Annotated in this window: 18 protein-coding genes; all 18 read left to right on the top strand. The window is 57.8% G+C overall.

All coding sequences use genetic code 11. From position 1 onward, the window contains the following. Nucleotides 1-1069: 1069 nt before the first annotated feature. On the top strand, nt 1070-1720 hold the full coding sequence (locus HMPREF1147_RS06000) for a ComF family protein (protein ID WP_009658053.1): 651 nt from the start codon (nt 1070-1072) through the stop codon (nt 1718-1720). Nucleotides 1721-1968: 248 nt separating this feature from the next. Then, nucleotides 1969-2355, top strand: a complete 387-nt coding sequence (locus HMPREF1147_RS05995; RefSeq protein ID WP_009658065.1) for a hypothetical protein — start codon at nt 1969-1971, stop codon at nt 2353-2355. Nucleotides 2356-2579: 224 nt separating this feature from the next. Beyond that, a complete protein-coding gene (rimP, locus tag HMPREF1147_RS05990; RefSeq protein WP_009658072.1) occupies nt 2580-3029 on the top strand; it encodes a ribosome maturation factor RimP in 450 nt (149 codons plus the stop codon). A gap of 14 nt (nt 3030-3043) precedes the next feature. Continuing rightward, complete coding sequence (gene nusA / locus HMPREF1147_RS05985) at nt 3044-4183, top strand: transcription termination factor NusA (RefSeq protein WP_009658074.1); 1140 nt, start codon at nt 3044-3046, stop codon at nt 4181-4183. After that, complete coding sequence (rnpM, locus tag HMPREF1147_RS05980; protein ID WP_009658103.1) at nt 4184-4459, top strand: RNase P modulator RnpM; 276 nt, start codon at nt 4184-4186, stop codon at nt 4457-4459. Nucleotides 4460-4462: 3 nt separating this feature from the next. After that, a complete protein-coding gene (locus HMPREF1147_RS05975; protein WP_037351248.1) occupies nt 4463-4795 on the top strand; it encodes a L7Ae/L30e/S12e/Gadd45 family ribosomal protein in 333 nt (110 codons plus the stop codon). Further along, nucleotides 4795-7386, top strand: coding sequence for a translation initiation factor IF-2 (gene infB / locus HMPREF1147_RS05970; protein ID WP_009658054.1), 2592 nt, complete (start codon nt 4795-4797; stop codon nt 7384-7386). The genes HMPREF1147_RS05975 and infB overlap by 1 nt, the downstream gene beginning before the upstream one ends. A gap of 17 nt (nt 7387-7403) precedes the next feature. Beyond that, nucleotides 7404-7778 (top strand): 30S ribosome-binding factor RbfA, encoded by a 375-nt coding sequence (rbfA, locus tag HMPREF1147_RS05965; RefSeq protein WP_037351243.1) that lies wholly within the window; start codon nt 7404-7406, stop codon nt 7776-7778. Further along, complete coding sequence (locus tag HMPREF1147_RS05960; RefSeq protein ID WP_009658120.1) at nt 7775-8722, top strand: bifunctional oligoribonuclease/PAP phosphatase NrnA; 948 nt, start codon at nt 7775-7777, stop codon at nt 8720-8722. Before rbfA ends, HMPREF1147_RS05960 begins: the two co-directional genes overlap by 4 nt. A gap of 1 nt (nt 8723) precedes the next feature. Then, a complete protein-coding gene (gene truB, locus HMPREF1147_RS05955; protein WP_009658069.1) occupies nt 8724-9602 on the top strand; it encodes a tRNA pseudouridine(55) synthase TruB in 879 nt (292 codons plus the stop codon). Between the two features lie 181 nt (nt 9603-9783). Continuing rightward, complete coding sequence (locus HMPREF1147_RS05950; protein ID WP_009658061.1) at nt 9784-12705, top strand: insulinase family protein; 2922 nt, start codon at nt 9784-9786, stop codon at nt 12703-12705. An 81-nt stretch (nt 12706-12786) separates the two neighbouring features. After that, on the top strand, nt 12787-13671 hold the full coding sequence (gene dapA, locus HMPREF1147_RS05945; RefSeq protein ID WP_037351241.1) for a 4-hydroxy-tetrahydrodipicolinate synthase: 885 nt from the start codon (nt 12787-12789) through the stop codon (nt 13669-13671). A 157-nt stretch (nt 13672-13828) separates the two neighbouring features. Next, nucleotides 13829-14611 (top strand): basic amino acid ABC transporter substrate-binding protein, encoded by a 783-nt coding sequence (locus HMPREF1147_RS05940; protein ID WP_009438101.1) that lies wholly within the window; start codon nt 13829-13831, stop codon nt 14609-14611. A gap of 12 nt (nt 14612-14623) precedes the next feature. Then, nucleotides 14624-15622, top strand: a complete 999-nt coding sequence (gene mmuM, locus HMPREF1147_RS05935; RefSeq protein ID WP_009658076.1) for a homocysteine S-methyltransferase — start codon at nt 14624-14626, stop codon at nt 15620-15622. A gap of 260 nt (nt 15623-15882) precedes the next feature. Next, nucleotides 15883-16542: an amino acid ABC transporter permease gene (locus HMPREF1147_RS05930; RefSeq protein WP_009438070.1), complete on the top strand. Its 660-nt coding sequence runs from the start codon at nt 15883-15885 to the stop codon at nt 16540-16542. Further along, nucleotides 16535-17254: an amino acid ABC transporter ATP-binding protein gene (locus HMPREF1147_RS05925; RefSeq protein WP_009658089.1), complete on the top strand. Its 720-nt coding sequence runs from the start codon at nt 16535-16537 to the stop codon at nt 17252-17254. The genes HMPREF1147_RS05930 and HMPREF1147_RS05925 overlap by 8 nt, the downstream gene beginning before the upstream one ends. 21 nt (nt 17255-17275) lie before the next feature. Continuing rightward, nucleotides 17276-18127 (top strand): DMT family transporter, encoded by an 852-nt coding sequence (locus HMPREF1147_RS05920; protein ID WP_009658121.1) that lies wholly within the window; start codon nt 17276-17278, stop codon nt 18125-18127. A 37-nt stretch (nt 18128-18164) separates the two neighbouring features. Beyond that, nucleotides 18165-18968: an HD domain-containing protein gene (locus tag HMPREF1147_RS05915; protein ID WP_009658079.1), complete on the top strand. Its 804-nt coding sequence runs from the start codon at nt 18165-18167 to the stop codon at nt 18966-18968. Nucleotides 18969-18979: the final 11 nt, after the last annotated feature.

Raw genomic sequence — 18979 nt, 5'->3', positions numbered from 1 at the left:
AGAAGATCCGATTTACAGACTTTTCTTCACAGACTCTCATTTAGAGGTGATGCGGGATTTTCGCGCCTAGCTTTGTCATTTCGTCAAACGCTTCAGTCGACGTAGGTTTCATCTACGCCTTCCCTCGCGTTTTCCTCATTCCTCGCTATGCATCGAAACTTCCGCATCACCGGGCAGTGTTGATGCGGGATTTTCGCGCCTAGCTTTGTCATTTTGTCAAACGCTTCGGTTGGCGTAGGGTTCATCTATGCCTGCCCTCGCATTCTCCTCATTCCTCGCTGTGCATCGAAACTTCCGCATCAACAAGCGGCGTTGTTGAGGCGGGATTTTCGCGCCTAGCTTTGTTATTTCGCCAAACGCTTCGGTCGATGTAGGTTTCATCTACGCCTGCCCTCGCGTTTTCCTCATTCCTCGCTGTGCATCGAAACTTCCGCATCAACGAGCGACGTTGTTGAGGCGGGGGATGGGGGGCGCGCCTAGTTTTGTCATTATGGGGAGGCGTTGCGTCGCCATAACGCGTTTTATGAACTAAAAAATCGACAGCCGCTCTATTTCGAGCAAGCTGTCGATCTATGTCGATATTACCATAAAACTGTGAACCATCCTTATTTAGTTGTGTGGTCGCCTTTCCACTGCGTGTACGCCTCGTGTATCTGCGCCTTGGAAAGCCTTATATTGTACGTTCAGCTGAAACCGTTTTGGAGATCCCATAGACTCATCCAATTTGCGCGCTTGGTTTTCGAAATCGAATCGTACAGAAGGAATTTGTCAACTGCCCGAACCACCGGGGAGTGACTGCGCTGCAACCGGCTTTTTTGACACTATGCCATGTGCGTATCGGCAGAATCCGCCGCCGCAATACTTCTTCAAAGATGCATTCCCGTCAATGGGCATGGTCACCGCGCTGAAGAATTTGTGTCAATAGACATTCTCCTTTCCGCTAGTTTCGAACCTAGGAGATATATCTCTTTTCTGCGTTTATCATATCATAATCCCGAGGGAATCGCAAGCATTTTTTAGCAAATTGCGTTATAATATAGAAACTTCTATATACGCCGGAGGGATACATTTGCTTTCGATGTTTGTTGACTTTCTCTTCCCGCCCCGCTGTCCGAGCTGCAAATCGTATGTGGAGCGGCGAGGCGGTTTTTGCGGTGCTTGTACGAGACGACTCACAGGACTGCGCACGGTCGCCCGTTCTGTGGATGCCGTATCGTATCTTGCGGGGATTTGGGCGCTCGGATATTACCGTGAAGGTGTGCGGGATCTCCTGCGTACGCTCAAGTACCGGCGGGAGAAAAGTGTTTTGCCCTATCTCCATGGCATGCTCGCTGCCGGGGAAGCGGTACTCATGCAGCTCCCGGAGCAGATCGTCGCCGTACCTGTTCCGCTCGCTCCCGCGCGCGCACATGAGCGTGGATTCAACCAGACGGAGCTGATTTTTGCGCCGTGGCTAAAGGCGCACGGGATCGCATTCGAATCGCTGCTCGTACGCAGCCGTGAAACTGCACCGCTTTATGAGTTCTCGCGCGAAGAACGCCGCCGTGAGCTGCGCGGGGCATTTGTATGCGCGAATGGCGCACAGATCGCGGGACGGCATATCCTGCTTCTCGACGATATTATGACGACGGGGACAACTCTTCTGGAGTGTGCTCGCACGCTCAAACGCGCGGGTGCGGAAAATATATATGCCCTTGTCCTTGCGAGTGAGCATAGCTGACCCTTTATAAAGAGAAGTTCTAAGTACTGCAGCGGTTTTACTTGCAGACAGCCGGACAATTTAGTAGAATATAGACGCAAAGTAAGCGGAATTGGAATAAATTGTATTGGAAAAATAGTCAAGTACAGCTCGAAATCTGAGCCCACGTTTTGTTGTGCCCCGGGCAGTGCAGAACAATCCGAGTGCAGAATAAAGATGTTCTGCGTTGAAATTATTGTATGGAAAATATCAAGGGAGGAGAACCTTTTATGGAAGATCAGGATTCGCGTGTACGTCCAATGAGTGAGGCGGAGAATGCTGCGTATCGTGGCGTTACGGTTGATGAGGATGGTACGGCGGCCGATGCGGAGTCGCCGCAGGCAGAAGCATACCGGTCTTCGGGCGGGGCATATGAGCGCGCGCAGCGAAGTTCCGTGCGTTATGTCCGTATCGGCGGAGCGCCGCCGCAGCCGTCGCTCCTTTCCTCCATTATTTGGGGGCTTGTCCTTGCCGCGCTGCTTGCTTTCATCATCTTCGTCGCACTGCCCGCGATTGCTATGGTGATTGTCGGTGTCTGTATTCTCGGGGCAATCGTCAGTCTCGTTGGGAGAGGGCGTGTGCTTGCGTGGCTGACGCGGCATTTATACGGAAGGTAGAAAATTCAGCGTGGCGATCCGGACGAAAATATTTGGTGAAGCCACAGGCGAGTTTGCGTGATATAGGGCTTTACAAAGCCTATATCATATGATATACTCTAGGAAATTCATTTAAGACGTGGAAAGAGTGGGTGAAAGCCCACTCTTTCATTCATGTAAAAAGGAAGCAGGGCGCTTTGCGTCGTGCTTCCCTCTGTGATGCGGTTAGGATAGAGAGGAAAACGATGAGCGCGAAGATCGAGGAGCGCGTCGAGGAGATCGTACGGGATCTCCTGCCGGTGCAGCCGGAATTAGAACTCGTAGACGTCGAATATGTACGTGAACGCGATTGGTATCTGCGCGTCTACATCGACAAGGAGGGCGGCATCGACATTGAGGACTGCCGGATGCTCAGCGAGCACCTGGAGGAGGTTCTTGACCGTGAGGACTTCATTTCCGATGCCTATATCCTCGAAGTCTCCTCGCCCGGACTTGATCGTGTTCTGCGCAAGGCACGCGATTTTGAGCGGGAACACGGCAAGCGTGTCGATGTGGCGCTCTATGCGCCCCTTGACGGTAAAAAGAACTTGACGGGTGCGCTCACCGGCTATGACGGAAATGTATTGATACTGGACGACGATGTGCGCATCCCGATGGAGCAGATATCTCAGGTGCGTCTGCATATCGACTTTTAGGGAGGATTTGGGCTTTGGCAAGAAAGATCACAAAGGAGACGAATGCCGGAAAAGAGTTCCTTCAAACATTAAAGGAGCTTGCGTACGAGAAGGGGATCGACGAGGAACTCCTTTTTGAAACCATCGAGGCGGCGTTGATTTCAGCCTATCGGCGCAACTTTGGATCGGCGCAGAACGTACGCATTGCGCTTTCACGCGAGACGGGCGCATTCCACGTCTTTGCCATCAAGACGGTGGTCGAGGAAGCCGAAAGCGGTGTCACAGACATCTCTCTTGCACAGGCGCATGCCATCAATCCGGACTATCAGGTCGGCGATGTGGTCGAGATCGAGATGACTCCTGCAAACTTTGGGCGCATTGCAGCGCAGACGGCGAAACAGGTGGTCATGCAGCGTCTGCGCGAAGCGGAACGCGGCATTGTCTACGAAGCGTATATGAATCGCTCCGCCGATATCGTGACGGGAATTGTTCAGCGCATTGAGGGACGCAGCGTCTATGTCGATATCGGCAAAGCAGAGGCCGTGCTGATGCCGACCGAGCAGATACCCGGCGAGACATACAACTATGGCGATACCATTCGTGCGTACATCATTGAGGTCAAACGCTCGCCCCGCGGTCCGCAGATCATGCTCTCGCGCACGCACCCGGGACTTCTCAAAAAGCTGTTCGAACTCCAGGTGCCCGAGATGCAGGAAGGCATCGTCGAGATCAAGGCGATTGCGCGTGAGGCAGGCAGCCGCTCTAAGGTCGCTGTCCACTCTACAGAGGAGCGTGTCGATCCCATCGGCGCGTGTGTCGGCCCGCATTTCATGCGTGTACAGGCTGTGGTAGACGAGCTGGCTGGCGAGAAGATCGACATTGTGAAATGGAGTGAAGATCCCGCGACCTACATTGCGAACTCGCTGAACCCCGCAAAGGTCATTTCGGTCGCCGTGAGCGAGACAGAGAAGCTCTCCCGCGTCGTCGTGCCGGATTATCAGCTCTCGCTTGCCATTGGCAAGGAGGGGCAGAATGCCCGACTGGCGGCTAAGCTCACAGGATGGAAAATCGACATCAAGAGCGAGTCGCAGGCAGCACAGGAAGAGAACGGCGGTATGCCGGAACCCGTCGACGACATAGATGCCGCGGAGACCTCCGCGGCGGGGGAGGGCTAAATGGAGCCGGCGAAACAGCCCGAGCGGCTGTGCGTCGGCTGTCGGGAGAAGCATCCCAAGGGCGAACTCATCCGCATTGTGCGTGCTCCGTCGGGGGATGTTTCCATCGACGCGACGGGAAAGAGTCCCGGGCGCGGCGCGTATCTCTGTCCGCGTGAAGAGTGTCTGCTGGCAGCGCGGAAACACAACGGTCTCGCGTGGTCGTTCAAGGGGCGGGTTGCGACCGCTGTCTACGATGCACTCTCGGAAGCCCTGCGGGCGCGTACGGAGGGCTAGATGATGAATGCACAGACTGAGAACCGTGTCGAGAATTTACTGAGTATGGCGGCGCGCGCGCGCCGCATCGTCTCAGGTGCGTTCGTGGCGGAGGAGACACTTGGAAAAGGGCGAGGGACATACCTCTTGCTCGCGGCGGATGCCTCGGAAGAAACAAAGCGCAAATTTACGAATATGGCGGAACGACGGAATGTTCCATATGTGGAGTTATTAAGAGCAGAGCGGCTGGGACGGTGCCTCGGAAAAGAGTACCGCGCGGTCGCCGTATTGATAGATAGAGGATTTGCGGAGCGGCTGGACGCCTATCTGCATGAAATACCGACGGGGGTGGATTGATGTCAGAATCGAAATACAGAATCACCGATTTGGCGAAAGAATTCAAGACGGACAAAAATACCATTATTGATATTCTGAAGAGCAAGAACTACAAAGTGAAGAACATGTTCAGTGCTGTCGGTGAGGAAGAGCGCGCCGCCGTCAAGGCGGAGCTTGGGCGGACGGCAAAGCCCGTACGCAGGGAGTCCATGCAGAGCAAAGCCCCCGCTCCGCAGCAAGAGCGCCTCGCAAAGAAGGACGTACGACCTGCAGCACCGGCACAGAAGGATGGTGAGTCCGCAGCCTCGGCAGGAAGGGCAGAGATACCCGCGCCGGAGAAGCAGGTACTGCGTGCCCGAACAAAGGCACCCGGCATTGTAATCGTACGTCAGGCGCCTGCTAAGACGCGCAGTGAGAGTACCGGAGCGTCGAATGCAGGAAGCTCTCGTCCCGCACGGTCCTCGTCCGCCGGCGGAAACGCGGGCGGACGTACCGGAGGCGGAGCGCGTCCTGCGGGACGCTCCGGTGTGGGGCGTCCAAGCGCACCCGCTGCAATGGCGGCACCACCGCCCGCAGAAGGCCGTGAGACCGGTCGTCGCCGCAGCGGACGAGGCGGCGAGAACACGGGCGGCGCAGACCGCAGCCGCGGCAGCCGCGGCGGACAGCGGCGTGACCGTGAGGAGCGGACGGATCTGCCGCGTGCAGGGCGCAGCGGCGCGCGCAAACAGCGTAAGGGACGCACTGCGCCCGCACCCGCGCCAAAGATCGAGATCGCCCGTCCGAAGCACATCAAGCTGCCCGAGACGATCGCCGTCAAGGATCTCGCATCCAAGATGAGCTACACCGCGTCCGACATCATCAAGAAACTGCTCCTCATGGGCGTCATGGCGAGCATCAATCAGGAGATCGATTTCGACACGGCAACCCTTGTTGCCGCCGAGTTCGGCGTCACGACCGAGGAGCTGCCGCCGGATGTCGATCCGACGCTGATCCCCGAGATCGTCGACGATCCGAAGACGCTCAAAGAGCGTCCGCCTGTCGTCACCGTCATGGGACACGTCGACCACGGCAAGACCTCGCTGCTCGACGCGATCCGCAACACCTCCGTCAGCACGCACGAGGCGGGCGGCATCACACAGCACATCGGTGCCTATCAGGTGATCTGTCAGGGCAAGAAGATCGTATTCCTCGATACCCCCGGACACGAGGCGTTCACGGCGATGCGTGCGCGCGGCGCTCAGATTACGGACGTCGCGATCCTTGTCGTTGCGGCAGACGACGGTGTAATGCCGCAGACAGTCGAGGCGATCGATCATGCAAAATCGGCGAATGTCCCCATCATCATCGCCATCAACAAAATTGATAAGCCCGGCGCGAACCCCGAGCGCGTCAAGCAGGAACTCATGGAGTACGGACTGGTCGCCGAGGAATACGGCGGCGAGACCATCATGGTGCCGGTATCTGCAAAACAGCGCATGGGCATTGACGAACTCCTCGAGAATATCCTGCTCGTCGCCGAGGTGGAGGAGCTGAAGGCAAATCCGAACCGCGAAGCGCGCGGCGTCATCATCGAGGCAAAACTCGACAAGGGACGCGGCTCCGTTGCGACCGTCCTCGTGCAGAGCGGCACCCTGCGCATCGGCGACTCCATCGTCGTCGGCACAGCATACGGACATGTGCGCGCGATGATCAACGACCGCGGGGATAACGTCAAGAAGGCGGGACCCTCCATGCCGGTTGAGATTTTGGGACTGAACGATGTCCCGTCGGCGGGCGACATCCTCGCCGCCGTCGACGAAAAACAGGCGCGCTCCATCGCCGAGGCACGTCTCGGCAACCAGCGCCGCGATCTCATCAAGTCTAAGAGCGTCTCGCTCGACGCACTCTTCCAGCAGATCCAGCAGGGCGACATCAAGGATCTCAACATCGTCGTCAAGGCAGACGTGCAGGGCTCTGTCGAAGCGCTGAACAACGCCCTGCTCGGACTCAACAAGAACGACGAAGTGCGCGTCAACATCGTCCATTCGGGCGTCGGTGCGGTCAGCGAGTCCGACATCATGCTCGCAACGGCGTCGGGCGCGATCGTCATCGCGTTCAACGTCCGACCGGATGCAAACGCACGCCGTCTCGCGGACACCGAGAACGTCGACATTCGCACCTACCGCGTCATTTACGACGCGCTGAACGACGTCAAGGATGCGATGAGCGGCATGCTCAAGCCGAAATACAAAGAGGTTATTCAGGGACGCGTTGAGATTCGTCAGGTTATGCGATTCTCCAAGGCGCTCGTCGCGGGCTCGTACGTCCTCGAGGGCAAGATTCACAACAATTCGAAGATCCGCATCCTGCGTGACAACGTGGAGCTGTTCGACGGAGAGATCGACTCCCTGCGTCGGTTCAAGGACGAGGTGAAGGAAGTCGCCGCGGGCTACGAATGCGGCATTTCCATCGTCGATTACAAGGATTTCGCCGAGGGCGACATCATCGAAGCCTATACGATGGAGGAGATCGAAACCTCCATCGCCGAGGCGAATAAAGCAGCCGAGGAAAAGCGTGAGGCACAGGCGGCAGCTGCAGCCGCGGCACAAGCGGAGGCTGCGCCCGAGGAGTAAGAAAGGAGCGTGACGGCTTGTCTAAGGTTCGCGTTGAAAAAGTCCAAGAGTTAATGAAACAGGAGATCAGCGACATCATTCTCCATGATCTGAAGGATCCGCGCATCGGCTTTGTGACCGTCACATCCGTCGCCTGTACCGAGGATCTCCGCGAGGCGAAGATCTATGTCAGCGTCATGGGGGATGAAAAGGGCGTGCAGGAGAGTCTTGCAGGGCTGAATCGCGCGCTCGGATATGTCCGACGCGAGATCGGCAGACGCATCCGACTGCGCTTTACCCCTGAGATCAGCTTTGCGCTCGACATCTCGCTGAACTACAGCGATCATATCCAGCGCATACTGAACACCCTTCATGAGGAAAAACCTGCAGGGGCGCGGGAGGAGACCACATGAAAATTAATCTGACTGATACGGCGCGTCTCCTGCACGATGCACAGACCGTCATTTTGACTTCACACATCCGCCCCGACGGCGACTCCATCGGATCGACGCTCGGACTGATGCATTTCCTCCGTAGCCTCGGCAAGGATGCGCGCGTCCTCATCGACGACGAGCTCCCACGCACATTCCGCGTACTGCCGGGGCTCGATACGATCGAGCGCCCCGAAGAAGGACAACGCTATACAGCCGACCTTCTCGTTGTCTGCGATGTCGAACTGCGGCGCACAGGGGCGGTTGTCCCGTCCGTCGATGCGCTACGCGTGCTTAACATCGACCATCATGTCACGAACGACGAGGAAGCCGAGTACCTTTACCTCGACCCGAGTCGCGCTGCGACTTGCGAGATCATGTGCGAGATCATCCGCGAGATGGGCGGCACATGCTCACTCGATATGGCGACCTGTCTCTACACGGGGATCGCGACGGACACGGGATTCTTCCGATTCTCCAATACCACGCCGCACACGATGCGCACGGCGGCGGATCTCATCGAGATCGGCGTCAAGCCGAACATCATCTCCGTTGCCATGGAGATGAAATCCTACGACGAGGTCATGGCGCAGGTGCGCGCGATCCGAAACCTCGAGATGTTCTATGACGGCAAAGTCGCCGCCGTATTCATCGATGAGGGGCGTGCGAAAGAGGTCAAAACGACCGAGGGACTGCTCGATAAGCTCCGCGTCATTGAGGGAACGCAGATCGTATTCTTCATGAAGTGGCTCGAACACGATACCTACCGCGTCAGTATGCGCTCCAAGGGCGTCAACGTCTCGCGCATCGCGCAGGAATTTGACGGCGGCGGGCATATCCGCGCGGCGGGCTGTACCCTGCACGCACCGTTTGACGAGGCGCGCAGCATGATCCTCGCCGCCATCGGGAGGGGACTAAGCGAATAATATGGACGGATTCATCAACGTATTGAAACCGCCGGGAATGTCGTCGCACGATGTCATTGATGTCGTGCGGCGTATTTTTAAGCAAAAACGCGTGGGACACGCCGGCACACTGGATCCAGCGGCGGCGGGCGTGCTCCCCGTCGCGCTTGGACGCGCGGCGCGTCTCATCGAGTACATGGAGATCGCGGACAAATCCTATCGCGCCGAGCTGTCTTTCGGATGCGCGACCGATACGGGCGACGTCTACGGCACGGTCACGGAATCACTGCCGGCATTTTCCTTTCCGCCGGAGGACGTCGTCATCAAAACGCTCGTTGGGTTTATCGGCACAATAGATCAGCGGCCGCCCGCGCATTCCGCGATAAAGATCGGCGGCAAGCGCGCCTATAACCTCGCGCGCAGCGGCGCAGGTGTCGAGATTCCCGTGCGGCGCGTGGAGATTTACGGCATTACGTTTCTTGAATACAATCCTGCGCGGCATAGCATTCTCTTTGACGTCGACTGTTCCAAGGGGACATACATCCGCACACTCTGCATGGACATTGGCGCAAAGCTCGGACTGCCCGCGCTCCTGCGGTTCCTCCTGCGTACGCGTGTCGGGGAATTTTATCTGAGTGACTCCTATACGCTCGAAGAACTAGCCAATGTACGCACGGAGGCACTGTGCACGCTTGATGAAGTCCTCGGGCATATCCCGCGCTATGAACTCGACCCTGCGCGCGTCAAGGCGTTTTACAGCGGACTCTCTACCACGGAGCGGAACGACGCGCTTTGCGAGGGTCTGTACCGCGTCTACAGCGGTAGTGTGTTCCTTGGCATCGGGCGCTATGACGCGGCGGCGCAGGAGATGTACCCTGAGAAAGCGTTTCCGCCGCTGTAGGGCAGGGCAATGGTCTCCATAAATAGGGCTCACGTATAAAGGAGCTGTGCGGTTAGGTTGAAAGAACCCCTTGACCTAACTGTGCAGCTCCTTTTTTGAGAAAATATGTCTCCTCTTCAACACATTTTGAGAATCAGCCTCCCTGTGATATAATGGCAGAGATTACGAAGGAGGAAGATATATGAAGATAGATGACATCGTACATGGATTTCGCCTGATCGGCGTGTCGCAGATAAAGGAAACAAACGGGACGGGATATACGTTTGTCCATGAAAAGACGGGGGCGCGTCTCTTTTTCTTAGAGACGCCGGACGACAACAAGGTCTTTTCGATCAGCTTCCGCACGCCGCCGACGGACGATACGGGCGTCGCGCATATCATTGAGCACTCGGTGCTCTGCGGGTCGCGCAAGTATCCGCTCAAAGAGCCGTTCGTGGAGCTGGTGAAGGGCTCTCTCAATACGTTCCTGAACGCGATGACGTTCCCGGACAAGACGATGTACCCTGTGGCGAGCCGCAATGCGCGCGATTTCCAAAATCTGATGGACGTCTATCTCGACGCGGTATTTTACCCCGCGATGCGTGAGAATCCGCAGGTGCTCATGCAGGAGGGCTGGCATTACGAACTGGACGATGCGGGTGCGCCGCTCCGTTACAGCGGCGTTGTCTACAACGAGATGAAGGGCGCGCTCTCGGCGCCGGATGATCTGCTCGGCAGCCGCATCATGGCGGCGCTCTACCCGGATACGACGTACGGATGCGAGTCGGGCGGCGATCCGGACGCAATTCCCTCGCTCACGCGCGAGATGTTCCTCGACTTCCACGCGCGCTATTACCATCCGTCGAACAGCTATATCTATCTCTATGGCGATGTGGACATTGAGGAGAAACTTGCGTATCTCGACAGGGAGTATCTCTCGCATTTCGATCGGATTCCCGTGCCCTCGCGCATCGAGCGGCAGGCGCCGTTCCCGGCGCGCGTGACAAAGGAGCATTTCTACCCCGTCGGCGCGGAGGATTCACTCGAGGAGAACGCGTTTCTCTCGCTGAGCTGGGTCATCGGCGATACGGCGGATATGAAGCGCGTGATGGCGATCCAGATCCTCGACCATGCGCTGCTGCGGATGCAGGGCGCGCCGCTGCGTCAGGCGCTCATCGACGCGGGGCTCGGGCGGGATGTCGATTCCAACTACGAGAGTGACGTCCTCCAGCCGTTCTTCAGCATCGTGGTGAGCAAATCGGAGACGGCGCGTGCGGATGCATTCGTGCACGTGATCAAGGAGACGCTAACGAAGCTCGCGGACGGCGGGCTCGACCGGACGCTGATCCGCGCCGCGCTCAATACGATCGAGTTCCGTCTGCGCGAGTCGGATTTCGGTACCTCGCCGAAGGGGCTCATCTACGGCATCCGCATGATGAAAATGTGGCTCTATGACGGCGCGCCGGAGACCTATCTGCACTATGAGGACGCGCTCAGAGACCTCAAGGACGGGCTGGAAAAAGGCTATTTCGAGCAGTTGATCCGCGAAGCCTTCCTCGAAAATACGCACGAGGCGCTTGTGATGCTCGCGCCAAGCCGAACGGTCGGCAGAGAGCGTGAGGCGGCGCAGGAGAAGATCCTCGCAGAAAAAAAAGCGGCGATGTCCGCCGCGGACATCGTCCGCGTCATAGAGGACTGCGCCGCGCTTAAGGCGGCGCAGGAAGCGCCCGACACTGCGGAAGCACTTGCGACGATCCCCATCCTCTCGCGTTCGGACATTCGCCCCGATGCGGAGCCGCTGCCGCTTGAGGTGCGCGATATTGCGGGGACAAAGATACTCTACGCCGATATTGAGACGAGCGGCATCGTCTATCTGAATTTCTACTTTTCTCTGGCGGCTGTTGCGCAGAGCGATCTGCCATATGCATACCTCCTCGCGGAGATGTTCGGCGCGGTCGATACGGCACGGCGCAGCTATGCCGACCTTGCGGTGCAAAGAAACCTTTACACGGGCGGTATCGGCGGGGACATCGTTGCCTATACGCGCGCGGGGGAACCGGATTCACTCGCGCCGCGCTACAAGCTGCGTGCAAAAGTCCTGCGTGAAAACCTGCCGCGTCTCCTCGATCTCCTCACAGAGATGATGACGGAGAGCGATTACTCCGGTGCAAAGCGTGTGCGCGAGCTGATCGACGAGGACAAGACGGGCATGGAGCTCTCGCTCCAGCGCGCGGCGAATCAGGTCGTCGCATCGCGGATCGCGGCGTACCTCATGCCGTCGGGACGCTATGCGGAGACGGGCGGACTGCCGTTCCACGACTTCCTTTCCGCCTTTCAGGAGAATTTCGACGCGCGCCACGCCGAGATGCAGGCGGCATTTGCGCGTATCCTGCCGCAGATCTTTAACCGCAACGACCTCATGATCGGCATCACCGCGCCCGCGGCGGTATACGATGAGATCGCGGCGCAGCTCGCGGCATTCCAAGAGAAACTATCGCAGGAGAAGTTCCCCGCGGCGTCCTATACATGGGAGATCGCGGCGCGCAACGAGGGGCTGACGACGCAGAGCCGCGTCCAGTACGTCGCAAAGGGCGCGAACTTCATCAAGCTCGGGCATCGCTATACGGGCGCGCTTCGCGTGCTCGAGACGTTGCTTCGCTACGATTATTTCTGGACGCGCATCCGCGTGCAGGGCGGCGCTTACGGTGCGATGACGCAGTTCAACCGCAACGGGTTCATGGTGCTCGCGTCCTATCGCGATCCGAACCTCGCCGAGACCTTTCGCGTCTTTGACGAGACGGCGGACTATATCCGCGCATTCGACGCATCCGATCGCGAGATGGATAAATTCATCATCGGCACGATGAGCGGCGTCGACGCGCCGCTCACGCCGCAGATGAAAGGAGATATGGCAGCGACATTCTACCTGCGCGGCATCACGCAGGAGGATCGCCAGCGCGCCCGCGACGAGATCCTCACGGCAACGCAGGCGGATATCCGCGCCCTCGCGCCGCTCATCGAGGACGCCATGCGCGCCGATGTGCGCTGCGTGCTCGGCGGCGAAGAGAAGCTCAAGGAGAACGCAACGCTCTTTGGCGAGGTGCGTCCCGCACTGCATATCTAATGAATACATCCGTGAAAACTTTTGACTTTTGACGCCCGGCGTGGGATAATGGCGGCAGATGATTTTGAGGAGGAGTTTTCCATGAAGAAGCCTATTTTCCGCGGTGCAGGCGTTGCGATCATCACGCCGTTCACCGAGACGGGCATCAACTATCCGGAACTCGGGCGTATCATTGACGATCAGATTGCGGGCGGCACGGACGCCATCATCATCACAGGAACGACGGGAGAGTCCTCAACGACTTCGGATGAGGAACATAAAGAGGCGATTCGGTTCGCTGTGGAGCACACGCGCGGACGCATCCCCGTCATCGCGGGCACGGGATCGAATGACACAACGTACGCCGTGCAGCTCTCGCAGTATGCGGAACGTGTGGGCGCGGATGCGCTGCTCCTCGTGACGCCGTATTACAATAAATGCACGCAGAACGGGCTGATTGCACATTATACGAAGATCGCGGACAGCGTGAACATCCCCGCGATCCTCTACAATGTGCCGTCGCGTACGGGCGTGTGCATCAAGACGGAGACCTATGCCACGCTTGCGAAACACCCGCGCATCGTCGGGGTGAAGGAGGCAAGCGGCGATCTTTCGGCGATTCTGCGCCTGCGTGCGGCGGCGGGGGACGACCTCGTGCTATACTCGGGCAACGACGATCAGATCGTGCCGATTCTCTCGCTCGGGGGACAGGGCGTCATCTCCGTCCTATCGAACGTCGCACCGCGCATTGCGCACGATATCTGCCAAAATTACTTTGACGGCAATGTCACCGAAGCCACACGGCTCCAGATCGCATACGCCGATCTCATCGACGCGCTTTTCTGCGAGGTCAACCCGATCCCCGTCAAAACCGCGATGCGGATGCTGGGCTACAATACGGGCACGCTCCGTATGCCTCTCTCGGAACCGGAGCCTGCACATACGGCGCAGATCGAGGCGGCGCTGCGCGCACACAATCTCATTTAACAGCATAGGAAACGATAGAGAGCATCAACGTGCCGGACACGAGGATGCTCTTTTTGTTATATTGATTCACGAAAAATTCTTTCTGTTGACACGGTGCATAATTTCATGTAATATATGTAAAACATATTTAGTATATATGAAATGGAGATGATTTATCGTGATATTATCAAAATACATTGTGCCGCTCCTCTTCGGCACTGCGGTCATTTTTGCTGCGGCGGGATGCGGCGGTACAAATGAGGCATCGGAGCAGGGCGGAAAATGGCGCGTCGGTACGGATGCGAGCTATGCACCGTTTGGATTTCAGGATGAGAAGACGCATGCCTATGTAGGCTATGACATCGACATCATCCATGCGATTGCCGCAGCGCAGGGGCATGAGGTCGAGATCAAGAATCTCAATTTTGACGGTCTGATCCCCGCGCTCCAGACAGGTGATCTCGACATCGCTATATCGGATATGACCATCAACGAGGAGCGCGCGAAGAGCGTGGATTTCACCGATTCGTATTATAAGGCGGGGCTGAGCATTGTCGTTCGTGCAGATGAGACGCGTTATAACGCGTTTGAGGATCTGCGCGGTCAAAAGGTCGGCGTGACGATTGGTTCGACGGGAGCAGAGGTCGGTGCGACCATTCCTGAGGTGCAGCTGCGCGAGTACAGCACGATTTCCGACGCATTCCTGGATCTGCAGAACGGCGGCGTTGACGCGGTGGTGAACGATACGCCTGTCGACGAATACTATGTGCAGGGACGCGGAAAGGGCATCGCAAAAGTAGTGCCCGCGCAGATCAATCAAGAGGATCTCGGCATCGCCGTTAAGAAGGGGAATACCGAGCTTCTTGGTCAGCTTAATGCAGGACTGCGGACGATCAAGGAAAACGGGACGTATGCGGAAATCTACCGCAAGTGGTTCGGCAAAGAACCGCCGGTGCAGTGAGGGAGGTCTGTGTTGAATATCATAGAAGAACGTCTTGCTGTGTCAAATATCCTTGTACTTGACGGGGCGTTTGCAACGGAGCTGGAGGCGCGCGGCTTCTCGGTGAACGACGCGCTGTGGTCGGCGAAGGCGATCTTTGAGCGTCCCGATCTCGTGCGGGACGTCCATCTCGACTATCTGCGCGCGGGTGCGGACATCGTGACGAGCGCGAGCTATCAAGCGACGGTCGAGGGCTTTGTGAAAAAAGGCTTTACGGAGGAACAAGCAGCCGCTCTCATCGTACGATCCGTGGAGCTCGCACGCGAGGCGCGCGATATATATTGCTTGGAATCTCTCGCAGACGAATATCATGCGCAAGAGGAATCCACACGGGAGGAGCAGACTTCCTGTTCGTCGGATCCGCGTGAAAAAAGCGGCGGGGCGCCGCTCGTCGCTGCGTCCGTCGGACCCTATGGCGCGTATCTTGCCGACGGATCGGAGTACCGCGGCGACTACGGCGTGGATGAGGATGCGCTCACGGCGTTCCATGCCGATCGGCTCGTCCTTCTCGCGGAGGGGCAGCCCGACCTCCTCGCGTGCGAGACGCTGCCCTGTCTCCCGGAAGCGCGGGCGATCGTACGCGCGCTGCGCGAAAAGAAGATTCACATCCCCGCGTGGTTCTCGTTTTCCTGCCGTGACGGCGCGCATATCTCCGACGGCACGCCGATTGCGGACTGTGCGCGTTTCCTAGCCGGGGTGTCGGAGGCTGTTGCCGTCGGAGTGAACTGCACGGCACCGCAGTATATCCAGGATTTGATTCGTGCGATACGGCGCGAGACAGATAAGCCTGTCGTCGTCTATCCAAACTCGGGTGAGGATTATAGTGTCTCGGATAAATCGTGGCACGGCACGGCGGAGGACTTTGCCGCCGGAGCGCGGCGCTGGCGTATGGCGGGGGCGCGCATCATCGGCGGATGCTGCCGCACCTCTCCGCGAGATATCGCGGGTATCACCGCGTGGGCAAAAGCATAAAGGGAAGACTGCCGTATTAGATATTGGTATACGGCGGTCTTTTTATGTTTTTTATCTTTATGAAAACATGCATGATATGCTAGTTTTTATTCGATTTAGATTTATTATCATATCGTCCGAATTGATTTTTATAATTTTAGATGGAATATAGGATTATCCGAATTTTTCATTAACGCTTGTTGCTATTCATTTTCTGAGAGGGTATAATAGAAACTGAGTTTTTATACAACGCAAAAATATGATTGAATCGGGATGTGCTTATGAATTTAGACATGAATTTGATCGTGAACTCGTTCCCGCTGCTGCTGGTCGGCGCGGGGGTGACGATACAGATCACGGTACTTTCCACGACGATCGGCTTCATCGTCGGTCTCATCGTCGCTGTGGCGCGCATATCGAAGCTCAAGCCGCTGCGGATGCTCGCGGAGGTCTATGTGGAGTTCTTCCGCGGGACGCCGCTGCTCGTGCAGATCTTTCTCTTTTACTTTGCACTCCCCGTCATCACGGGACAGCGCATCGATCCCTTCATCGCGGCGATCTCCGCCTGCGGCATCAACTCCGGCGCATATGTGGCGGAGATCTTTCGTGCGGGCATTCAGTCCGTGGACGCAGGGCAGATGGAGGCGGGGCGCTCGCTCGGCATGACGTGGATACAGACGATGCGCTACATCATTGTGCCGCAGGCGTTCAAACGCGTGATCCCGCCGCTCGGCAACGAGTTCATCGCGATGCTGAAGGACTCGTCCCTCGTCTCGGTCATTGGGTTCGAGGAGCTGACGCGCCGCGGACAGCTCATCATCGCCAAAACATACGGCTCGATGGAGATTTGGCTGAGTGTCGCCGTCATCTATCTTGCGATGACGCTCACAATCTCGCGCCTTGTCGCGTATTTGGAACGGAGGTACCGGGTCAATGATTGAGATCAAAGGACTGCGCAAGTCGTTCGGCAAGGACGAGGTCTTAAAGGGCATTGATCTGTCGATCGCAGAGAAGGAGGTCGTCGTGATCATCGGCCCTTCCGGCTCGGGCAAGAGCACTCTGCTTCGCTGTATGAACCACCTCGAGGAGCCGACGGCGGGCGAGGTTGTCGTCGACGGCATTACACTCTCCGGCGAGGCAAATATCAATAAGGTTCGCGAAGAGGTCGGCATGGTGTTCCAACGCTTTAATCTCTTTCCCCATATGACGGTGCTCGAAAATATCATGCTCGCCCCACTCAAGGTGCGCAGGACGGAGCGCGGCACGGCGGAGAAAACAGCGCGGGCACTGCTGGCACGCGTTGGGCTCGCGGAGAAGGCGGACGCCTACCCCGACAATCTCTCGGGCGGACAGCAGCAGCGCGTGGCGATTGCACGCGCGCTTGCGATGCATCCGAAGGTCATGCTCTTTGACGAGCCGACCTCGGCACTCGACCCCGAGATGGTCGGCGAGGTGCTTGACGTCATGCGCTCGCTCGCCGAGGAGGGCATGACGATGGTCATTGTCACGCACGAGATGGGCTTTGCCCGCGAAGTCGGCGACCGGCTGCTCTTTGTGGACGACGGGCGCATCATCGAGTCCGGCGTGCCGCGCGAGGTGTTTGAGCATCCGCAGGAAGAGCGCACGCGCAGCTTCCTCTCCAAGGTGTTGTAATTGGGGAACTTGCGCGGTGTAATGATGCTCCTCACGGCGTCGCTGTTTTGGGGAACGACGTTTGTGGCGCAGGTTTTGGGCATGGAGGGGCTTGGTCCCTATACCTATGCTGCGCTGCGGTTTACACTCGGCGCCGCGTGCTTGACCTTGCTGTGGCTCCTCTATCGCGGAAAACGCACGCAGATGCGGCGGGCGGGAACGTATCGCTCCGGCTTTCGCGCGGGGCTTCCCGTCGGGCTAGCGATGTTTGTCGGCGTTACGATGCAGCAGGTTGCCCTGCTCTACACGACGGCGGGCAAGACGGCGTTCATCACGACGCTCTACATCGTGCTCGTGCCGATCGGTGCGGCGCTGCTCGGACAGCGCATCCGCCTTGCCAATTGGACGGGCGCGCTCCTCGCCTTTCTCGGCGTGTATTTCCTCTCGGCATACGGATCGTTCGACCTCAACATCGGCGACGTTATCGTATTCGTCAGCGCGTTCTTTTGGATGGCGCAGATTCTGCTCATCGACCGTTTTGCCCGCGCTGTGGACGGTATCGAGCTGTGTCTCGTACAGATCCTCGTCTGTGTCGTGGGGAGCACGGTGCTCGCGGTTCTCTACGAGACGTGCACATGGGCTGCGGTCGTGGGGGCGGCGGTGCCGATCCTCTACGGCGGTATCTTCTCCTGCGGCGTCGCCTATACCTGTCAGATTCTCGGACAGGCGTATGTGCGCCCGGCGCAGGCGGCGGTGATTCTCTCGCTCGAAGCGGCGATTGCCGCCGTTACCGGCTGGCTGATCCTCGGTGAGGTCATGAGCGGCGTGCAGGTCGGCGGCTGTCTGCTCCTGCTTGCGGGTGCGCTCATTACACAGATTCCTGCAAAATCCTAAGCGTCTCTGCAACGATTATGTGAAAGGAGGAACGAATATGGACGAAATCCTGCATGAGATGCACGCGTGGATGCACGCCTATATGCGTTCCTATCACACGGACGATGACGATGTGATGCTCGGGATTCGGCTCAAGGAGATTCACACCGGCTATGTGACCGCGAATGCGCGCGCCCTTGCGCAGCACCTCGGATGCACGCCGCACGATACGGCGCTTGCGGAGATCATCGGTCTCTTTCACGATGTGGGGCGGTTCCGTCAATATGCCGTCTATCAAACATTTAACGACGCGCAGTCGGAGGATCACGCGGAACTCGGGCTGAAGGTGATCGCGGAGTACAATCTTTTGGCGCGTCTGTCCGCGCCGGATGCCGAGCTCGTGCGGTTTGCAGTCAAATATCACAATAAGAAGGAAATACCCGCGTGCGACGATCGGCGAAAAATATTTTTCGCAAAGCTCATCCGCGACGCGGACAAACTCGACATCTACCGCGTCCTCCTGCCGTTCCTCTCACCCGACGGGGCGGACAAAGCGCCGAAATTCGTGCCGTCGGATGCGGCGCAGGAGGTCAGTCCGGACTTTATCGCGGACTTTGCGGCGGGACGTCAGGCGGACTACTATCGGCTCAGGACGCACGGCGACCGCAAGATCGTGCGGCTCATGTGGATCTACGACATCAATTTTGTATGGACGCTGCGGCGCATCCGTGACCGCGGCTATATCGACGCATTCATCGAGAGTCTCCCTCCGCAGGCGGGCATCGCCGAGGGCGTTGCACGGATGCGTGCCTATGTGGCGCGGCGCTGCGGCGAAGAAGATCGTATGGACTTATATAGATAGAGGGATGGAGC

The organism is Selenomonas sp. FOBRC9 (genome assembly GCF_000287655.1).
Lineage (GTDB): Bacteria > Bacillota > Negativicutes > Selenomonadales > Selenomonadaceae > Centipeda > Centipeda artemidis.
Note: the sequence above shows the minus strand (reverse complement) of the source record. Positions and strands in the feature narration are given on the sequence as shown.

Excerpts from the sequence above, each read along its gene's own strand:
- HMPREF1147_RS05960 (WP_009658120.1), top strand. The coding sequence starts at position 7,775 with ATGAAAATTAATCTGACTGATACGGCGCGTCTCCTGCACGATGCACAG.
- rimP (WP_009658072.1), top strand. The coding sequence starts at position 2,580 with ATGAGCGCGAAGATCGAGGAGCGCGTCGAGGAGATCGTACGGGATCTC.
- HMPREF1147_RS05915 (WP_009658079.1), top strand. The coding sequence starts at position 18,165 with ATGGACGAAATCCTGCATGAGATGCACGCGTGGATGCACGCCTATATG.
- HMPREF1147_RS05975 (WP_037351248.1), top strand. The coding sequence starts at position 4,463 with ATGAATGCACAGACTGAGAACCGTGTCGAGAATTTACTGAGTATGGCG.
- truB (WP_009658069.1), top strand. The coding sequence starts at position 8,724 with ATGGACGGATTCATCAACGTATTGAAACCGCCGGGAATGTCGTCGCAC.
- HMPREF1147_RS05950 (WP_009658061.1), top strand. The coding sequence starts at position 9,784 with ATGAAGATAGATGACATCGTACATGGATTTCGCCTGATCGGCGTGTCG.
- HMPREF1147_RS05925 (WP_009658089.1), top strand. The coding sequence starts at position 16,535 with ATGATTGAGATCAAAGGACTGCGCAAGTCGTTCGGCAAGGACGAGGTC.
- HMPREF1147_RS05995 (WP_009658065.1), top strand. The coding sequence starts at position 1,969 with ATGGAAGATCAGGATTCGCGTGTACGTCCAATGAGTGAGGCGGAGAAT.
- infB (WP_009658054.1), top strand. The coding sequence starts at position 4,795 with ATGTCAGAATCGAAATACAGAATCACCGATTTGGCGAAAGAATTCAAG.
- HMPREF1147_RS05930 (WP_009438070.1), top strand. The coding sequence starts at position 15,883 with ATGAATTTAGACATGAATTTGATCGTGAACTCGTTCCCGCTGCTGCTG.
- rnpM (WP_009658103.1), top strand. The coding sequence starts at position 4,184 with ATGGAGCCGGCGAAACAGCCCGAGCGGCTGTGCGTCGGCTGTCGGGAG.
- HMPREF1147_RS05920 (WP_009658121.1), top strand. The coding sequence starts at position 17,276 with ATGATGCTCCTCACGGCGTCGCTGTTTTGGGGAACGACGTTTGTGGCG.
- dapA (WP_037351241.1), top strand. The coding sequence starts at position 12,787 with ATGAAGAAGCCTATTTTCCGCGGTGCAGGCGTTGCGATCATCACGCCG.